Below are 14,984 nucleotides of genomic sequence, written 5' to 3'. Positions count from 1 at the left end.
CGCTAAAGAATCGCTGAAGCGGCGCGGAAAACCGCGTCGCCGGCCACAGACAGCGCCCGCACCCTGCACAATAGGGGCGGGCGCTGTGCCGACTTGCGGACGCGGCATGCAATGTGCGCCAGGGGTCCGTGCCGCCGCTTGCTGTGCTTGCGGTTGGCGATAGCGCAGCCATCCGTTCCGGTTCAACGATCCACCTTCCTGATGACACGCGTCCGACGACTGAACGACACATTCGATACCGGGCTGGTCTGGCTTCGCCGCGACCTGCGCAACACGGATAACGCCGCGCTCTACTACGCGCTCAAGCATTGCGAGCGCGTGTGGTGCGTATTCGTGTTCGACACGACGATCCTGCAACCACTGGTCGACGCCTGGCATGCCCGTCATCCGGACACACAGCCGCAGGACCGGCGCATCGAGTTCATTCTCGCGGCGCTTGGCGAACTGGACGAGGCGCTGCGCGCCGACGGCGGCGGTCTGATCGTGCTGTACGGCAATCCGGCCGAGCTGGTGCCGAAGCTGGCCGACGAACTCGGCGTGGACGCGGTTTTCGCGAATCACGACTACGAGCCGGTGGCAATCGAGCGCGACGGGACGGTACGGGAGAGGCTTGCCGAAGCCGGACGACAGTGGCTGACGTTCAAGGATCAGGTGATTTTCGAGCGCGACGAGGTGCTGACCGGTCAGAGCAAACCGTTCACGGTGTTCACGCCGTACAGGAACGCGTGGCTCAGGCAACTGAGCGCCTTCGATCTGAAGCCGTATCCCGTGGAAACGTATGCGAAGCGTCTGGCCGCGTTGCCGTCGAAGTTCGATCGCCAGTTGCCGACGCTCGAACAACTTGGCTTCGCGCCAAGCAACCTGGGCGAGTTGAACCTGCCCGCGGGCATGAGCGGCGCGCAACGCCTGCTCGACGACTTCATGACCCGCATCGACAGCTACGCCGACCGGCGCGACTTTCCCGCAGCCAAGGGTCCGAGCTATCTGTCGATACATCTGCGCTTCGGCACCGTCTCGATCCGCACGCTCGCGCGCCTCGCCCACGAAATGTCGCTGCAACCTGACGGGCAAGGCTCGGCGACGTGGCTGTCCGAGCTGATCTGGCGGGACTTCTACTTCATGATCCTCGCGCATCATCCGCGGCTGGCGCGCGGTGCATCGTTCAGGGAAGAATACGACCGCCTGCGCTGGGAGCAAGGCCTGCAAGCGGACGAGGCGTTCGCCGCATGGTGCAACGGACGCACGGGCTACCCGCTGGTCGACGCCGCCATGCTGCAGCTGAACCGCACGGGCTATATGCACAACCGGCTGCGGATGGTGACGGCGAGTTTTCTGGTCAAGGACCTTGGCGTGGACTGGCGGCTCGGCGAACGGTACTTCGCCGAACAGTTAAACGACTTCGATTTCTCGGCGAATAACGGTGGCTGGCAATGGGCGGCCTCGACGGGATGCGATGCGCAGCCGTACTTCCGGATTTTCAATCCGGTCACGCAGTCCGAAAAATTCGATGCCGAAGGACGCTTTATCAAGCGCTATCTGCCCCAACTCGCGAAGCTGCCGTCGAAGTGGATTCATGCGCCCTGGCTGGCGGGCGCGGAACGGCTCGCCGACTGCGGCGTGGTGTTGGGCAAGGACTATCCGGCGCCGATCGTGGACCACGCCGAAGCAAGGGCGCGCACGCTGGCCCGCTTTGGCAAGTGAGCGCCCGCTTACGTCGCTTTACCTTGCTTGCCTGATTCGGCACGTCTGAAGAGGACTCAAGGATGAACCGATTGCCGGCGCTGCTCGCGCTTGCTTGAGCAAACGGTTGGGCAGGCGGACTTGTTGATGCGTTATTCAGCTTGGAGTGGTATTCGCCGCAGTATCGGACAACTCGGGCGCTTCACCCCAGAACACCGGCGTCTCGATACGCGCCGATGCTTTAACTTGCGCAGTTTAGTGCTGCTGGCTCATCCACGACGGTTGGCGAACATTTGCCTCGCGGTCCAGCTTGCGCATGCGGAATTCCAGATCGTACAGATCGGTTGCTTCTGCGAGGAATGCGTCGGCGCGTTCTTTCGCGAGTTGATCGGGCGACTTGGTCAGAAACAGAAACAGGCGGCTAAGCAGATACATGGTCAACCTCGACAATGAATTTAGGCGTTAACGCCTAAGGGATAACCCGTATTATAGGGAAAACCCTAGTGGCGCACCAGCATTCATTTTCCGAAGTGTTGTTCCCACGTCACCGCGCGCCTGCGGTGGCGGCTGTGGTAGCGCCTTCCGCGATATGACCGGCGCCCGTGCGGCGCTGATGCCTGAAAAACTCCCACACCATCCCGCTTGCATCCGGACCTTTGGCGGAATGAAATGGCACCGCGTCGTCGCCGCCGCTCCAGGCATGGGCGAGCCCTTGTACACGGCAGAGCCGTACTATGCGCCGCCCGCCGCGCACGTAATCGCGCATGACCACGCCGCCCTTGCGCTCTTCGCGCACTTCACCGGCTTTGCGCGCGCCGGTTTCATCGACGATGCGATTCAGACGCAGAAACTGCACCGCCAGCTGGTCCGCGTTGATCGGCGCGACCACGTGGTCGGCGTCGCCGTGGATGATGATGGCCGGCATGCCCGGATAATTGGCGACGTCGGCGGTTTCGTCGACTAGCTCGGCCGGCTCACGGCGCGTACCGCGCCGCATCACGTCCATCGCCGTAATGCCGGAATGGGCTTCGCCGAAAGCGGGGCCGGAATGCAGCGCAACCGCCGCGAAGTGCTCCGGGTACTTGACGGCCAGCAGCGCTGTCAGCCCCGCGCCAGCAGAGATTCCGGCGACGTACACACGCTCGCGGTCGAAACCGTACTGCGCGACCAGCGCGTCCACCAGCGAAACCACTGCGCGGGCTTCGGCCCCGCCGGCGCTTTCGCTGGCGTCGTACCAATGCCAGCAGCGATGCGAATGCACATGCTTCGACTGTTCCGGATAAACGACGGCAAAGCCGAAACGGTCGGCCAGCACGTTCATCCGCGTGCCTTCGGCGAATTCATCGATCGACTGCGTGCAGCCGTGCAGCATCACCACCAGCGGCATGGCCTCGGGCGCCTGGCCGGCCGGCACATACAAGCCGTACTGAAGATGATTGACGAGCCGGCCGGGCGCGGCAGGCGCCGAGTGGAACGAGCGCGTCCACGAACCGCTCGCCCAGGCCGATGCCCGCGGACGCACGCGCGATTCGCGGGCAGCAGCGCGCGGCGCTTCACGCTTGGCGGGCGCGCGCACCGCCGCTGCCGGCTTGAGCGGGCGAACTTTGGTGGACGGCTTGGCGCTGGCGGGCCGGGCCGGTCGCGTGGTGGTACGCTTGGTGGTGGTGCGAGCGTGCTCGGTTTGGATCGCGAGCAGCCGCTTGAGACCGCGCAGCCAGATTTTCGATAGACTTTTTGCCATCGACGGATAACCTCGCAAAAAGGGACAGGGTCCGTTCGATAGAAACGGAATTCGTTGTGCAATGCACAATAACACCAATCCTCATGCGATGCTGGGACCCGGACGCATCATCCCTGTAGCGAAATTTCCGCATGGCGAACCTTGCCGCGAAGCTGACGTCAAACCCATGCAACGCCCGGCTGCCGCGTGTTCGGCAGCCCACGCCCAGCGGCAAAAAGCCTCGCGCGCAGCACGACCGCGTTGCAGCACCCGTCTATACTGGCGGTTGAATCTCTGACGTGCGGGCTTGTTCAAAGTCGGCGAGTTGCGGCTCTCGCACGTTATCTCTTTATCAACCCGATTCTACGCGGCCCGAGTCGCGCCTTTTGCCATGCCCGATTTACCTGCCCACCTCTGGTACTCGATCACCAACCTCGGCGGCGCCGGCCTCACGCTGCCGCTCGCGTTCGCCATCGCGCTGTGGCTGGCGGTCGGCTATACCTGGCGCATGGCCGCGGGCTGGCTGGCGCTGCTCGGCGCGGCCATTGGCATTGTGACCGTAACGAAGCTGGCGTTTCTCGGCTGGGGTGTCGGCGTGCGCGAACTGGACTTTACCGGCGTAAGCGGTCACGCCATGCTGTCCACCGCTGTCTATCCGGTCGTGCTGTTCCTCATGCTGTTGCCGGCGCGCCCGGCCATTCGCCTGATCGGCGTCCTGCTCGGCCTTGCCGCGGGAATCGCGGTGGGGTTGTCGCGGGTCGTGCTGAGCGCGCATTCGCCGTCGGAAGCCATTACCGGCTGTCTGACCGGCGCGCTGGCGGCACTGGTGTTCGTCCGTCTCGCGTGGCACGCCGAGCCGGGCCGGCTGTCGGCGCTGCCGGTGGCCGCCAGCATGATGGTGCTCGCGCTAGTCATGCACGGCGTGCACGTGCCGACCCAGCGCTGGGTCACGCATATCGCCCTGAAAGTATCCGGTCACGACCGGCCGTTCATTCGCGCGAAGTGGAAAGCCGTGCGCGACGTCCGTCCGGCCACCGCGCCGCTGTCGCAAACACTGAATACGCTGGCGCCGCCGCATTCGTCCCGCGCCTGAATCCTCTCCCGCTGTGCAACGAGCCGCCTGATGTGCGCGGCTGAATAAAGATCATGGGCCACCGTTATAACCTTTCATATATTACGATAGCGTTTTAACCCACTGATCCGGTTCCCCCGGACCTCCAGGCCTTTATGACACTCGCCCGCCGCCTTTTGAAGCAAGCGCTGTTCGTCGCCAGCGCCGTCTCCGTTGCCATCAGCGCCAATGCGCGCGCCGACGAACTGGTGGTCTCCGCCGCCGCCAGCCTGACCAACGCGTTCAAGGCGGTCAGCGAAGTATTCGAGCAGCAGCATCCGGGCACCAAGGTGCTGCTGAACTTCGGCGCCTCCGACGTGCTGATGCAGCAGATCGTCAAGGGCGCGCCCGCCGACGTGTTCGCATCCGCGGACCAGAAGGCAATGGACAAGGCCGTCGCCGAAAAAGTGATCGTACCGGCCTCACGCAAGGACTTCGCCGCCAATTCGCTGGTACTGATCGTGCCGACGGACAGCCATTTCACGCCGACAAGCCTGAACGATCTGGCATCGGCGAGCGTTAAGCGCGTCGCGTACGGTGATCCGGCTTCCGTGCCGATCGGCCGTTACGCGCAGGGCGCGCTGCAGGCCGCTGGCGTATGGGACGCCGTGAGCGCGAAGGCCGTGCTGGCGTCGAACGTACGTCAAAGCCTCGACTATGTATCGCGTGGCGAAGTCGACGCCGGCTTCGCGTTCAGCACCGACGCCGCCATCATGCCGGACAAGGTCAAGGTCGCGATGAACGTGCCGACGCAAACGCCGGTCACCTATCCGATCGCGCAAGTGGAAGGCAGCCGCCACGCCGCGGACGCCCAGGCCTTCATCAACTTCGTGCTGTCGCCGGCCGGCCAGTCCGTGCTCGCCAGATACGGCTTCAAGCCCGCGCATTGACTTCACGACACGGCACACGCTCATGCAACAGGCCTGGATCCCGCTCCTGCTGTCGCTGAAAGTGGCGGGCTGGGCGACCGCGCTCAATCTGGTGTTCGGCGTCGCGGCGGGCCTGGGCCTGTCGCGCTGGCGCTCCGGCGCGCGCGACGTGGTCGATTCGCTCCTGATGCTCCCGCTCGTCATGCCGCCCACCGTGCTCGGCTATTACCTGCTCGTTCTGCTCGGACGGCGCGGCTTGATCGGCAGCTGGCTCGACCGCTTCGACATTCAGTTGGTGTTCACCTGGCAGGGCGCGGTGATCGCGTCAACGGTGGTGGCCTTCCCGCTCGTGCTGAAGTCCGCGCGCGCCGCTTTCGAAGCCGTCGATCCGCAACTCGAACAGGCCGCGCGCACGCTCGGCGTCAGCGAAACGGCCGTGTTCTTTCGCGTCACGCTGCCGCTCGCCGCGCGCGGCATTCTCGCCGGCGGCCTGCTGGCGTTCGCCCGGGCGCTCGGCGAATTCGGCGCGACGCTGATGATCGCGGGCAATCTGCCGGGACGCACGCAAACGCTTTCCGTGGCGGTCTATTCGGCCGTGCAGGCGGGCGACGACAGCACCGCGAATTTCCTCGTGCTCGTGACTTCGGTGACGTGCGTCGTGATCCTGTTGCTCGCGGGACGTCTCGTGCCGCAGCACACACTCCTGAAGTCCGGTTGATATGCTGCTCGCCGTCGACATCCGCAAGACCTTCCAGAGCGCCGAGCGCCGCTTCACGCTCGACGTCGCGTTCCAGGCCACCTCGCAGCGCGTCGTGCTGTTCGGACCATCGGGCGCGGGCAAGAGTCTGACGTTGCAGGCTATCGCGGGCCTGCTGCGCCCCGACGAAGGCACGATCACGCTGCACGGCAACGCGCTGTTCGACAGCGCGCGCGGCATCGATCTGAAGCCGCAAGCGCGCAGGGTCGCCTATCTGTTTCAGGACTTCGCGCTATTTCCGCATCTGAACGTGCGGCAGAACATCGGCTTCGGCTTGCAGCACGGTTGGCTCAACCCGCGTGCGCGGATCTCGCATCCGCAGATCGATTACTGGCTGGATGCGCTGGAATTGAAGAGCGTGGCCGGCAATCATCCGGCGCAGCTTTCCGGTGGGCAAAAGCAGCGCGTGGCACTGGCGCGAGCGCTCGTCGCGCAACCTCGGTTGCTGTTACTGGACGAGCCGTTTTCGGCGCTCGACAGCGCCTTGCGTGAGCGCATGCGCCGCGAACTGTCCGAGCTGCAAACGCGGCTCGATATTCCAATGGTCCTGATCACGCACGATCCCGACGATGTCGCCGCCTTCGGCGATCAGGTCGTGCAGGTCAGTAATGGCCAGGTGCGCGAGAATCAGCCGTTCGCCGGCTACGCGCGCAGCGAGCCCTGAGTTTCGACAGCGAATCTCGCGCACGCTGCCCGTTTCCTCGACGCCGTACCAGGCGCTCGCCGCGCTCAATGCTTCAAGGAAGCCTTCAAAGAAGGGCGAAGGTCTCGCCCGCTCAGTCCTTCACGCCGAGTATCACACTCGACGCCTTGAACACGGCCACTGCGTTGCCGCCTTCCACGAGCCCGAGCGTATCTACGCTTTCATTGGTGACGACAGCGGTGATCACCGCGCCGCCCGCCAACACCAGCGACACCTCGGCATTGACCGCGCCGCGCTTCACGCTTTGCACCGTGCCGCGCAACTGATTGCGCGCCGAGAGTTTGAGCGGCACGCCGCTTTGGTTGTCGACGAACAGCACGACCCACGACGCCTTGATCAACGCGAACGCCGCCGCGCCCTCGACGAGGCCGAGCGTTTCGGTGCTTTCATGCGTGATGACGGAGACGATCGCATGGCCGCCGGGCAGCACGAGTGTGACTTCGTCGTTGACGGTGCCGCGCGTGATCGCCGACACCGTGCCATACAGTTGATTGCGCGCGCTCGTCTTCACGCCGATGCGGCCGATCAGATCCCAGTCGGTCGCGAACCCTTCGATCGCCGCGCCCGCGCGTTCGAGAAAGCGCCGGTGCTCGCGTTCCACCGCGCGAAACGTCTCGATCAGCTTCACGGCACGCGGCGTCAGCGTGGTGCCGCCGCCGCCCTTGCCGCCGGTCAGGCGCACCACGAGCGGCTCACCGGCGAGGTTGTTCATCGTGTCGATCGCGTCCCACGCGCCTTTGTAGCTCATGCCGACCGCTTTGGCCGCGCTGGTGATCGAACCCGTCTCGCCGATCGCCGCGAGCAGCGCGATCCGCGACGCGCCGCCGAGCGTCTGCGCGCCCGCCTGAAACCACACGGAGCCGCCGAGTTCGAGGGTTTCGCGGGAGGGATCGGTGCGGTGCAATGTCATGGCGCGAAGCGGTCAGCGACCGCGAGAATGACGACAAATCATTATAACGACGCAGACCCGCGCTCCTGCCGCGCACCCAGCCGACTTCGCACGCGGATAGGTGGGATACTTTCCGTTCGACGCTTCGAACACCAGTCCCTTTGCATTTTTCGGCGCGGCCGGCCTTGGCCGGGTTCGCCGCAACGTCAACGAGGAGCAAGACAGTGAACATCGATCTATCGGGCAAGACGGCGATTGTCAGCGCATCCACGGCGGGGATCGGCTTTGCGATCGCCACCGGCATTGCCGCATCGGGCGCGCGGACCATTATCAACGGGCGCAAGCAGGACGCGGTGGACCACGCGATCGAGGCGGTCCGCAAGAGCGCGCCGCAAGCGGAACTGCAAGGCTTCGCGGGCGACCTCGGCACGCCGCAGGGCTGCGACGCGTTGATCAAAGCCGTGCCGCAGGCGGACATCCTCGTGAACAATCTGGGCGTCTTCGGCCCCGGCGACATCTTCTCCACCGCGGACGACGACTGGGAGCGCTACTTCCAGGTGAACGTGATGTCGGGCGTGCGGCTCACGCGCCACTACCTCAAAGGCATGATGGAGCGCAAATGGGGCCGCGTGGTGTTCATCTCGTCCGAGTCGGCGCTGAATATTCCGCCGGACATGCTTGCTTACGGCTTTTCGAAGACCGCGCAGTTGAGCATTGCGCGCGGCATCGCCAAGCACGCGGCCGGCAGCGGCGTGACCGTGAATGCGGTGCTGCCCGGACCGACCCTGTCCGACGGCTTGCGGGCGATGGTGGAAGAGACGGCCAGACAGCAGGGCAAAACGGTCGAACAGGTCGCCACGGAGTTCGTGCGCGAGCATCGCGGCAGTTCGATCATCCAGCGAGCGGCCACCACCGAGGAAGTGGCCAACATGGTCGTCTACGTGTGCTCGCCGCAGGCGTCGGCGACCACCGGCGCGGCGCTGCGCGTGGACGGCGGCGTGATCGATACGATCGCGTAATCGTGCCGCGTTTCTGACGAACGACGGGCGGCATGGCCGCCCGTTTTCGCACCCGGCGTTCGCGCTATCGGGCAGGCACGGCACTCACAGCGCGTACTGCGCAATCCCGTTGCCAAACGACCAGTTTTCCTTCAATACCTCGACGAGATTAATGAAAACATCCTCTCGTCGCAGCCCCGGCGATTCCGCCAGTTCGTCCGCCATTCGCTTGTAAAGGGTCTTCTTCTGCTCGAGCGTGCGCGTGTTGTTCAGGGTGATCTGAATGATCACGAGGTCGTCGCTTCGCTCGACGTTCAAGTACTGGTTGTCATACACAAAATTGCCGGCTTCATGCTCGGTGATCAGCATGAAGATGTCGTCTTTCGGCACGTTGAATGTCTCCACCAGCGAACGCTGGATGCTCTCCGTCAGCGCCTTCCGGTATTCGACGGGCTTGCCTGCGCGCAATGCAATTCGGGTGAGCGGCATGATGAAAACTCCTTGGTTGCGTTGATTGGGTCAACACAGCTTAGGCTCGCCCAATCATAATAAACAGACATCATTGATGATTTCATCTATATTGATTTGAAATGAAAGTTCTCGATCTCGATGCCGTCCGCGCGTTCGTTCTGGTCGCCGACCTGCACAGCTTCACGCGTGCCGCTGACGCGCTCGACACCACGCAATCGGCCGTCAGCCTGAAGCTCAAACGGCTGGAGGCTCATCTCGGCAAGCCATTGCTGGAGCGTACGCCGCGAGTCGTGCGCCTTTCCGCGGACGGCAACGCGTTCCTGAACGCCGCACGCGAGCTGCTCAACGCGCATGAACGCGCGCTGGGTTCGCTGTCGGTGGAGCGCCGGCGGCTCGCGCTGGGGCTCAGCGAGCACGTCGCGGGACCGGACTTGCCGCTTCTGCTCGGCAGGCTCAATGCGCACGATCCGGGACTGGTGATCGAACTGCATCTGGGCACCTCCGCCGCGCTGCTCGCGCAATTCGACGAACGGCGCCTCGACGCGGTGATCATCCGCTATGGCGCGGACGAACCGCCGCGCGGCGACGCGCAGGCGCTGTTTACCGAACCGCTCGGCTGGCTCGCCACGCCGGCGTGGTTGCCCCGAGTCGGCGAGCCGTTGGCGCTGGCGCTGTTGAGCCCGCCGTGCAATGTGCGCGACGTGGCGCTGCGAACGCTCGCGCAAGCCGGCATTGGGTGGCAGGAGGTGTTCGTCGGCGGCGGGGTGGCGGCCGTCGGCGCAGCTGTGGCGGCGGGGCTTGCGGTGTCGCCGCTGGCGCGCCGGGTCGCGCCGCGCGGCCTGGTCGATGTCGGCCCGCGGCTAGGCTTGCCACTGCTGCCGCAATCACGCGTGACGCTGCATTCGCGAGTCAGGGACGAGCGGTCGCTGGAAACGTTGCGGCTGGTGACGAACGGGTTGGCGAGCGCTTGAGGTATCAGGATGGATTTCAGCCAAAAACCCAAGCGGCTACGGTAGCGTGGATGCGCGATATAGGCCGTAGCGGCGGCAGCGTCAAGTCCGAGGCGAAGTCGGCGGCAGCACGCGAGAATGGCAAGAAAGGCGGCCGTCCGCGTAAAGCTGCCTGGCTGCGCGAAGCCATACTGCGGCGCGTGATGCATTCATCAGCGGCACAACGCGGCCCGTCATGATGTAGCGCTAACGCGCGGCCTGCGCTCGAAATCAGTGGATGATCGGCGGCAGCGAGCCGCTGCTGGCTGTAGCGGGATTGCTCGATGCATTCGCCGGATTGGCATCAACTTTCGTGGACGGCGCCGGGTTTGCCGACAAAGCCGGCACGTTCACGCCAGATGCGGCCGGTTTTGCGGCATCAGATTTCGCCGCGACTTTGGCCGCTGGCGGATGAGCTGTCCTGCGCGGGACCAGATTGGCCTGCGCGACTTTGCCTTGCCCGGGCTTTGCCTGAACGACCTGTGCGTTCGGCTTTTTACTCTGCGTCATGACGGCCGCTTTCCTTTGGGTCTTGTTCGCGCCTGCTGCCTGGGTCTTGCTCTTCGTGATGCCGCTGGCCGCCACCTTTTTGACGCTTGCGTGCGCCGAGGGCTTGTTGCCATGTGCCGACGCAACGCTCGACGCTGCATGCCCAGCGCCCGCCATATGCTGCGGAGCGGCCTTTGAAGCGCCTTTCGAGCCGACAGCAGACGTGCCTCCGGTGGTGGCCGGCCCGGTTTTTTTCCCGGCCTGCTTCGTGGTGTGCCCGGTCTCCTCGGGCGGATTCCACACCTCGGCATAACCGGCAGCCACGGCCGCACCCGACATACACCACACGGCAAGCGCCGCCCCTGCTGCTACCGCTCGAACCCTCATCTCCTGCTTCTCCTGATCTTCGACTGTCATACCGCGAGCCGGGGATTATATTCCCTTGCAAAAATCCATATTTAGACTAGTATTAAATTTAAGTACAAATAAGGACTCACCCATTCATGGCTCACGCTGCTCGTGCCACCCAAGCCGAAGAGCCGATTCGTCGGCCGTCTTCCGCGCCCACGCTGACGGAAATGTCCGCGGCGGGTCTACGCGCGTTCTTCAATATCGCTCGCGACTGGAACTTGAGCGCGGAAGAGCAGATCGTGCTGCTAGGCTCGCCGGGCCGCTCCACCTACTTCAAATGGAAAGCGGCGCCTGAAACGGCCCGCCTCGGGCGCGACACGCTGGAACGCCTGTCGCTGCTGCTCGGTATCTACAAGGCGCTGCAAATCCTGCTGCCGCAAGCCAGCACCGCCGACACCTGGATCAAACGTCCCAACAGCGCGCCGCCGTTCGGCGGCCGCCGCGCGCTGGACCGCATGCTGGCGGGCAATATCAGCGACCTCGTGGCCGTGCGCCAGTATCTCGACGCAATGCGAGGCGGCTGGGCGTGACACAACCGCATTGGCAGGACCGCTGGCGTACTACGCAGCTCGACTGGGCACCCGCATATCGCGTGATTCCGACGCGCTTTCCGGCCGTCAATCTGTTCGACCGGGTCGCCTCACCGGAAGATTTCGACGCGCTCTACGCGCTCGAAGCCATGACCAACGACCGCCTGCGCACCGAGGTCGGCGAACTCGATCTGGTGCCGCGCGAAGAGCGCCGCTTCGGGCCGGGCTACGGGCCCATCATGGCCGCGCTGACACACCTGAATCCGCTCGGCAGCCGCTTCTCGGACGGCACGTACGGCGTGTTCTATTGCGCCCGCTCGCGCACCACCGCAATCGCCGAAACGCGCTATCACACGGGGAAATTTCTGGAGGCGACGGCCGAGCCGCCCATGCGCCAGCAGATGCGTCTCTACACCGTCGTCGCGCAAGGCAATGTGGTGGACATTCGCGGAGATGAGTCGGTGGATCTCGCGGTGCTGTCGCCGGATGATTATCTGGCCGGGCAGTCGCTCGGCCGAGCCATCCGCGAGGCGGGTGCGCCGGGTATCGTGTATCCATCGGTACGGGACGACGAAGGCGAATGCCTCGCCGCGTTCAGCACCACGCTTCTGCGCGACTGCCATCATGCTGCGTATCTGGAATACAACTGGAACGGCAAGCAGGTGGATATCGTGTTCGAGCTCAACCAGGTAGGCTAGACCGACAAATCCGGCGCCAACGCATAGGCCGTCAAGGCAGCGCCAGCGCTGCCGCGCCTTCCGCGCGGGCCTCTTCGACCGAGATCGACCAGCGGCGCAACGCCAGCGGCTCCACGATCGTGAGCTTGCCGCCCGGCCCGAACGCGCCGGTGTCGATAAACACCTGCGAGCCGACCTGCTTGATGTCGCGCATCGGCGTGTGGCCGCAATAGGTCAGCGAGAGTCCGCGCTGCCGCTGCGGATCGCCATTGCCCAGCGCCAGTTCGCGTCCCCACAGCAATTGCTGGCGGGTTTCGGCGGAGAAATTCCCCGCGTCGAGTTCGGCGTCCGTGCCGAAGAATTCCGCGTGAAGCACGTTGAAACGCTCCTTGCCGCTGCCGACCACGCGCGCGAGCGGCAAGCCGCGCAAAACCTCCGCGTAGTGCTGCAAGCGTTCGTCGGATAATTGCGCCGCCCATAGACCGCCGATGCCATACCACCACTGGCGCCGCACGCGTCCATCGGCGACGGCGCACAGCATGTCTTCGTGATTGCCGAGCACGGCAAAAAACCACGGCTTGTCGAGCAGGGCCAAAGCGAGTTCGGAATGCTCGCCGCGGTCCACCAGATCGCCGACCGAAAAGAGCCGGTCACGCGCCGGGTCGAACGTAATCACGCGCAGCAGATAGCGCAATGCATCGACGCAGCCATGCAGATCGCCGACCACGAAGTCGCGACCGCTCCGGTTGGCCGGGTGATGTTCAACGGGATTGACGAGTACGGAAGCCATGAGTCCATGATAATGCGGCATCCGTGACGTGTATGCGCGCTGCCCATCGTATCCTGGCGCCGTGGAGAGCGAGAACGACGTAAATAAACGCAAAACTGGCGGATTCGCGGCAGGCCTTACCGGAAACAAGCCATCTGCGCGGTCATTATTGCTGAGTACGCAGTCTGGCGACCTGGCCGGCCGTCACGGACGACTGCGGATTGCCGAGTTGTGAATCAGCGACGGATACGCCCCCGCGCGCTCGCGCCCACACCCTGGCCCGTCCAGCTACGGCAGCTCGCGCAGTTGGCGACGATCGAGCCGAGATCCTCGCGCGTCAGTTATTGCGTGCTGTCCGTCACCACTTCGGCCATTGGGCCGGCCGCGTTGGCACGGCCGGGCGCGGCTGCGGCGCATGCGCCGGGCACCCACGCTCTGCGCGCCGCTGAAAACGAATCTGACGACAACAACAACGACGCTGCAGGATGCGTCACTTCGTGGTGCGCATCATTATTCTCGGGAACATCTGTCATGGGAACTCCAGAGGGTGAGTCGTTCTCAACCTGCCGCACGGTCCCGGCGTGATGCCGTTCGCGCGTGGCGTCGATTCCTCTACCCCAAACCTGGTCCGGCGCCGCTCGAGCGGTCTTACGAGCCCGCATGAACTCAATACGAGCCGGGCTACGTCGTGCTGATGACATCCGTATGAAACCACCTGCATGGCATGGCACGCATGGCGAAAAAACTGCCGCCTGCCATTCGCCTTTCAACTGAAAGCGGCACGCAAGCGCGTTGCGAAAGACATAGCCTGTGACCTGTCGATTCGACAAATACCGGCCGCAGCACGAGTAGAATCCGCGACACCGGAGCCGTTCACACACCATTCATGTTCACAAAATATATTCCGCCGGTTCTTCGCAATCGGCCGCGCATGCTGGTCGGCCTTGCGCTCGGCATCATCGCAGCGCTGGCCATGCCGGGACACCCTCGGCCAATGGTTCGCGTGCTGGCCGGCTGGGACGCGGCCATCTGGAGTTATCTGGCGATGATCTGGGTGTACATGGCCGTCGCCGACGAAGGCAGCGTGCGCGAATCCGCCCGCCGCGACGACGAGAACGCGGGCGTGGTGCTCATGGTGATCTGCGTGGCGACCATTGCGAGTATTGCCGCCATCGTGCTGGAACTGGCGTCGGCGAAGGGAACAGCCGGTGCTTCCACGGTCTGGCACTACGCGCTGACGGGACTCACCATGTTCGGCGCGTGGTTCCTCATCCCGACCATCTTCACACAGCACTACGCGCGCCTTTACTACGATCCCGATCTAACGGAAACGCCGCTGCTGTTTCCCGACAAAGCGCTCCAGCCGGATTACTGGGACTTCCTGTATTTCTCGTTCACCATTGCCGTGGCCTCGCAGACATCGGATGTCGTGTTGCGCTCGCGTTCGATTCGCCGCGCCACGCTCGCGCAATCCGTCCTGTCGTTCTACTTCAACGTCGCCGTACTCGGCTTGTGCGTGAACATCGCAGCGGGCCTGCTCGGCTCGTAAAGCTGCCGGCACGAGCGCGCTGCGTGCTGGCGTCGCTGCCACATAAAACTCCGCCTTTTGCGGTGCTCGCGCTACCCATGACGGACCGCATGTAAATCCCGGCCGGCCCCCGCCCGTTTTACACGCGGCAGCCATTCACGGCGCGCACCAGCCTCTCGCCCCCGCCGTCGCATCTTCCTGCCAAGCGTACTGCGCGACGCTCCCCCACCCCGCCCATCGCCGTGTCCGTGCCGCACTGGCACAGCGTTTGCTGCGTCTTCCGAATCGATCTGGCCGGCCCGTGTAATCGACGCCTGGCGTCAAAGCACCCCTTACTGGCAAGCGGCGTGACGATCTTTGCACTACATTGACCGGTACGCGCCTTCGCTTCAT

At 64.3% G+C, this 14,984-nt stretch carries 16 protein-coding genes and 1 pseudogene; 10 read left to right on the top strand and 7 right to left on the bottom strand.

Annotation, left to right across the window (positions count from 1 at the left end; translation table 11 throughout):
* The first annotated feature begins 201 nt into the window (after positions 1 to 201).
* Entirely contained in the window at positions 202 to 1,701 is a 1,500-nt protein-coding gene (locus BXE_RS22980; protein ID WP_011490530.1) for a cryptochrome/photolyase family protein, read from the top strand.
* A gap of 234 nt (positions 1,702 to 1,935) precedes the next feature.
* Here the strand turns inward: BXE_RS22980 and BXE_RS22975 are convergent, their stop codons facing one another.
* Both BXE_RS22975 and BXE_RS22970 read right to left on the bottom strand, forming a co-directional pair.
* Positions 1,936 to 2,115 (bottom strand): DUF3563 family protein, encoded by a 180-nt coding sequence (locus BXE_RS22975; protein ID WP_007178823.1) that lies wholly within the window; start codon positions 2,113 to 2,115, stop codon positions 1,936 to 1,938.
* A gap of 109 nt (positions 2,116 to 2,224) precedes the next feature.
* Positions 2,225 to 3,421, bottom strand: a complete 1,197-nt coding sequence (locus tag BXE_RS22970; RefSeq protein WP_011490529.1) for an extracellular catalytic domain type 1 short-chain-length polyhydroxyalkanoate depolymerase — start codon at positions 3,419 to 3,421, stop codon at positions 2,225 to 2,227.
* A gap of 370 nt (positions 3,422 to 3,791) precedes the next feature.
* Between BXE_RS22970 and BXE_RS22965 the strand changes: the two genes are divergently transcribed.
* The 4 genes from BXE_RS22965 (at position 3,792) to BXE_RS22950 (ending at position 6,801) form a co-directional block, all read left to right on the top strand.
* Entirely contained in the window at positions 3,792 to 4,493 is a 702-nt protein-coding gene (locus BXE_RS22965) for a phosphatase PAP2 family protein (protein ID WP_011490528.1), read from the top strand.
* 134 nt (positions 4,494 to 4,627) lie between these two features.
* On the top strand, positions 4,628 to 5,401 hold the full coding sequence (gene modA / locus BXE_RS22960; RefSeq protein WP_011490527.1) for a molybdate ABC transporter substrate-binding protein: 774 nt from the start codon (positions 4,628 to 4,630) through the stop codon (positions 5,399 to 5,401).
* 22 nt (positions 5,402 to 5,423) lie between these two features.
* Positions 5,424 to 6,098 (top strand): molybdate ABC transporter permease subunit, encoded by a 675-nt coding sequence (gene modB, locus BXE_RS22955; RefSeq protein WP_011490526.1) that lies wholly within the window; start codon positions 5,424 to 5,426, stop codon positions 6,096 to 6,098.
* 1 nt (position 6,099) lies between these two features.
* Entirely contained in the window at positions 6,100 to 6,801 is a 702-nt protein-coding gene (locus BXE_RS22950; RefSeq protein ID WP_011490525.1) for an ATP-binding cassette domain-containing protein, read from the top strand.
* Between the two features lie 112 nt (positions 6,802 to 6,913).
* Here the strand turns inward: BXE_RS22950 and BXE_RS22945 are convergent, their stop codons facing one another.
* Positions 6,914 to 7,750 (bottom strand): TOBE domain-containing protein, encoded by an 837-nt coding sequence (locus tag BXE_RS22945; protein WP_011490524.1) that lies wholly within the window; start codon positions 7,748 to 7,750, stop codon positions 6,914 to 6,916.
* Between the two features lie 203 nt (positions 7,751 to 7,953).
* Between BXE_RS22945 and BXE_RS22940 the strand changes: the two genes are divergently transcribed.
* On the top strand, positions 7,954 to 8,748 hold the full coding sequence (locus tag BXE_RS22940; protein WP_011490523.1) for an SDR family NAD(P)-dependent oxidoreductase: 795 nt from the start codon (positions 7,954 to 7,956) through the stop codon (positions 8,746 to 8,748).
* Positions 8,749 to 8,832: 84 nt separating this feature from the next.
* On the opposite strand, the gene BXE_RS22935 is transcribed toward BXE_RS22940, so the two are convergent.
* The gene (locus BXE_RS22935; protein WP_011490522.1) at positions 8,833 to 9,216 is read right to left on the bottom strand and encodes a tautomerase family protein; all 384 of its coding nucleotides are present in this window, start codon (positions 9,214 to 9,216) and stop codon (positions 8,833 to 8,835) included.
* A 101-nt stretch (positions 9,217 to 9,317) separates the two neighbouring features.
* Here BXE_RS22935 and BXE_RS22930 point away from each other — a divergent pair, with 101 nt between their 5' ends.
* Entirely contained in the window at positions 9,318 to 10,169 is an 852-nt protein-coding gene (locus tag BXE_RS22930) for a LysR family transcriptional regulator (RefSeq protein ID WP_011490521.1), read from the top strand.
* A gap of 249 nt (positions 10,170 to 10,418) precedes the next feature.
* Here BXE_RS22930 and BXE_RS22925 read toward each other — a convergent pair whose 3' ends face one another.
* Positions 10,419 to 11,093 (bottom strand): hypothetical protein, encoded by a 675-nt coding sequence (locus BXE_RS22925; RefSeq protein ID WP_011490520.1) that lies wholly within the window; start codon positions 11,091 to 11,093, stop codon positions 10,419 to 10,421.
* Between the two features lie 86 nt (positions 11,094 to 11,179).
* On the opposite strand from BXE_RS22925, the gene BXE_RS22920 reads away from it, so the two are divergent.
* Complete coding sequence (locus BXE_RS22920; RefSeq protein WP_011490519.1) at positions 11,180 to 11,617, top strand: MbcA/ParS/Xre antitoxin family protein; 438 nt, start codon at positions 11,180 to 11,182, stop codon at positions 11,615 to 11,617.
* Complete coding sequence (locus BXE_RS22915) at positions 11,614 to 12,315, top strand: RES family NAD+ phosphorylase (protein ID WP_011490518.1); 702 nt, start codon at positions 11,614 to 11,616, stop codon at positions 12,313 to 12,315. Before BXE_RS22920 ends, BXE_RS22915 begins: the two co-directional genes overlap by 4 nt.
* A gap of 31 nt (positions 12,316 to 12,346) precedes the next feature.
* Here the strand turns inward: BXE_RS22915 and BXE_RS22910 are convergent, their stop codons facing one another.
* Together BXE_RS22910 and BXE_RS48060 are read right to left on the bottom strand one after the other, a co-directional pair.
* On the bottom strand, positions 12,347 to 13,084 hold the full coding sequence (locus BXE_RS22910) for a metallophosphoesterase (protein WP_171912495.1): 738 nt from the start codon (positions 13,082 to 13,084) through the stop codon (positions 12,347 to 12,349).
* Positions 13,085 to 13,282: 198 nt separating this feature from the next.
* Positions 13,283 to 13,470: pseudogene (locus tag BXE_RS48060) on the bottom strand (cytochrome c); the annotation flags it as partial.
* A gap of 479 nt (positions 13,471 to 13,949) precedes the next feature.
* On the opposite strand from BXE_RS48060, the gene BXE_RS22900 reads away from it, so the two are divergent.
* Positions 13,950 to 14,612 (top strand): DUF1345 domain-containing protein, encoded by a 663-nt coding sequence (locus BXE_RS22900; protein ID WP_040124155.1) that lies wholly within the window; start codon positions 13,950 to 13,952, stop codon positions 14,610 to 14,612.
* The last annotated feature ends 372 nt before the right edge of the window (positions 14,613 to 14,984 follow it).

This window comes from Paraburkholderia xenovorans LB400, assembly GCF_000013645.1.
Taxonomy (GTDB): domain Bacteria; phylum Pseudomonadota; class Gammaproteobacteria; order Burkholderiales; family Burkholderiaceae; genus Paraburkholderia; species Paraburkholderia xenovorans.
This window is presented reverse-complemented; position numbering and strand designations above follow the sequence as displayed.

Coding starts and splice junctions, on each gene's coding strand:
- BXE_RS22980 (WP_011490530.1), top strand. CDS start 202: ATGACACGCGTCCGACGACTGAACGACACATTCGATACCGGGCTGGTC.
- BXE_RS22975 (WP_007178823.1), bottom strand. CDS start 2,115: ATGTATCTGCTTAGCCGCCTGTTTCTGTTTCTGACCAAGTCGCCCGAT.
- BXE_RS22970 (WP_011490529.1), bottom strand. CDS start 3,421: ATGGCAAAAAGTCTATCGAAAATCTGGCTGCGCGGTCTCAAGCGGCTG.
- BXE_RS22965 (WP_011490528.1), top strand. CDS start 3,792: ATGCCCGATTTACCTGCCCACCTCTGGTACTCGATCACCAACCTCGGC.
- modA (WP_011490527.1), top strand. CDS start 4,628: ATGACACTCGCCCGCCGCCTTTTGAAGCAAGCGCTGTTCGTCGCCAGC.
- modB (WP_011490526.1), top strand. CDS start 5,424: ATGCAACAGGCCTGGATCCCGCTCCTGCTGTCGCTGAAAGTGGCGGGC.
- BXE_RS22950 (WP_011490525.1), top strand. CDS start 6,100: ATGCTGCTCGCCGTCGACATCCGCAAGACCTTCCAGAGCGCCGAGCGC.
- BXE_RS22945 (WP_011490524.1), bottom strand. CDS start 7,750: ATGACATTGCACCGCACCGATCCCTCCCGCGAAACCCTCGAACTCGGC.
- BXE_RS22935 (WP_011490522.1), bottom strand. CDS start 9,216: ATGCCGCTCACCCGAATTGCATTGCGCGCAGGCAAGCCCGTCGAATAC.
- BXE_RS22930 (WP_011490521.1), top strand. CDS start 9,318: ATGAAAGTTCTCGATCTCGATGCCGTCCGCGCGTTCGTTCTGGTCGCC.
- BXE_RS22925 (WP_011490520.1), bottom strand. CDS start 11,093: ATGACAGTCGAAGATCAGGAGAAGCAGGAGATGAGGGTTCGAGCGGTA.
- BXE_RS22920 (WP_011490519.1), top strand. CDS start 11,180: ATGGCTCACGCTGCTCGTGCCACCCAAGCCGAAGAGCCGATTCGTCGG.
- BXE_RS22910 (WP_171912495.1), bottom strand. CDS start 13,084: ATGGCTTCCGTACTCGTCAATCCCGTTGAACATCACCCGGCCAACCGG.
- BXE_RS22900 (WP_040124155.1), top strand. CDS start 13,950: ATGTTCACAAAATATATTCCGCCGGTTCTTCGCAATCGGCCGCGCATG.